Origin of the sequence: Pseudarthrobacter sp. R1 (assembly GCF_024494415.1) — a bacterium.
Taxonomy (GTDB): Bacteria; Actinomycetota; Actinomycetes; order Actinomycetales; family Micrococcaceae; genus Arthrobacter.
In genome coordinates, this window is record NZ_JAMKFI010000039.1 from 1 (window position 1) to 1,463 (window position 1,463).

General features: G+C 61.2%; 2 protein-coding genes. Both read right to left on the reverse strand.

Annotated elements, in window-relative coordinates; genetic code table 11:
• Positions 1–24 precede the first annotated feature (24 nt).
• The gene (locus M8J71_RS22880) at positions 25–930 is read right to left on the reverse strand and encodes a DDE-type integrase/transposase/recombinase (protein WP_256250161.1); all 906 of its coding nucleotides are present in this window, start codon (positions 928–930) and stop codon (positions 25–27) included.
• Positions 931–1,019: 89 nt separating this feature from the next.
• A partial coding sequence (locus M8J71_RS22885) for a hypothetical protein (protein WP_256250162.1) occupies positions 1,020–1,463 on the reverse strand: 444 nt, incomplete at its 5' end.

The following is a 1,463-nucleotide window of genomic DNA, read 5'->3' on the forward strand; positions in this document are numbered from 1 at the left end:
CGCAGACTGTCAAGCTGTGTGGAGTCATTGGGTTGGTTGTTTTGTTGTTGCCGGTAGGTTGATGCCGGCGTGGCTGGCGGGGGTTGGTGTGCTGGGGCGCTGGTGGAAGCGTGCGGGGTTTTTGTCGTAGTAGCGCTGTAGTGCCTGGTCGCGTGTTTTCCAGAGTTCCTTCCAGGAGCCGTCATGGACCTGGGAGGGTGAGAAGAGTGCGATGCCTGAGTGTTTGTGTTGGGTGTTGTACCAGGGCACGTAGTCGGCAAGGTAGGCCCTGGCGGTCTCGACTTCTTTGAACACGCGGGGGTAGCCGGGCCGGTACTTCATGGTCCGGAACCCGGATTCGGAGAAGGGGTTGTCGTTCGAGACGTAGGGCCGGTTATGGGAGAGCTCGACGCCGTGGCTGGTGAGAGTGTCGCGGAGCAGGTTTGATCGCATCGCCGGCCCGGAGTCGGCGTGAACTATGCGCGGGGCGCCGTGTTGGGCGATAGCGGTTTCGAACATCTCCACGGCGAGATGATCGGCTTCTCGTTCCTCGACCCGCCAGGCAACCATGTGGCGGGAATAGATATCAAGGACTGAATAGGCTTTGAACGCCTTTCCCCGCCAGGGCGAATACAAATCGGTGATGTCCCAGGACCAGACCTGGCCCGGGCCGGTGGCCATCACCACGGGTTTCTCCCGTGGGGGCCGTTTGTTCCCGCTCCTGGTAGGAATGGTGGGACGCAGCATCTGATCCTCGATCTGGGCCGCGACCCGCCACCATGTGCGGCGGGAAGCGAGCATCACCCCCGCGTCCCACGCCGCCGCGTAGGAATGGTCAACGGAGACCTGGTCGGCCCAGCCAGCCAGAATGTATTCGGTGATCCGGTCACGGTCATTGGTGCTGATCCGGGACTGGTAAGCGCGCTCGGACTGTCCGAGCGGGTCCTGCATGCGTTCGCGGGGATTCTGCCGGTAGTGCCAGGTCGAGCGTGATACGCCGGCGAACTCGAGGGCCTGACGCTGCGAGCCGGTGAGCTTTGTCAGCTCCCGGACGAGGACGTTCTCGGCTTCGATGAACCTTTCGGATCTTTCGTCTGGGCCGTATCGGGCTCTGGCACGCTCAACTCGTGCAAGAGCCCGATAGCTTTTCCCAAAGCTGTATTCGTGCCTTCAAGTTCACGGATACGGCCCTTGAGCTGTTCGACTTCGGACTGGTGTTCAGCGATCGCCTTGGCGCGCGCTTTCTCAAACGCGGACCACTCGCCATTCGTGCGGGCCATATTCCCATGCTCTCGTGGAATCAGATTCCGGTCGAGATCACCCTCCTGAATCATCTTCCGCCACCGCCGGAACGTCCACTCCGTCACTGGCTGAGAGGCAAGCCATTCCTTCCTCGTCCCGTACGGCTGCACGTAATACTCATGCACCAATTCCCGAATCTCATCACGGCTAATACCCCGCGGACCAACAGTCATGGCTGCTCC

What these genes read in the sequence shown, in the direction of transcription:
- M8J71_RS22880 (WP_256250161.1), bottom strand. Translation starts at nt 930, where the DNA reads ATGCAGGACCCGCTCGGACAGTCCGAGCGCGCTTACCAGTCCCGGATC.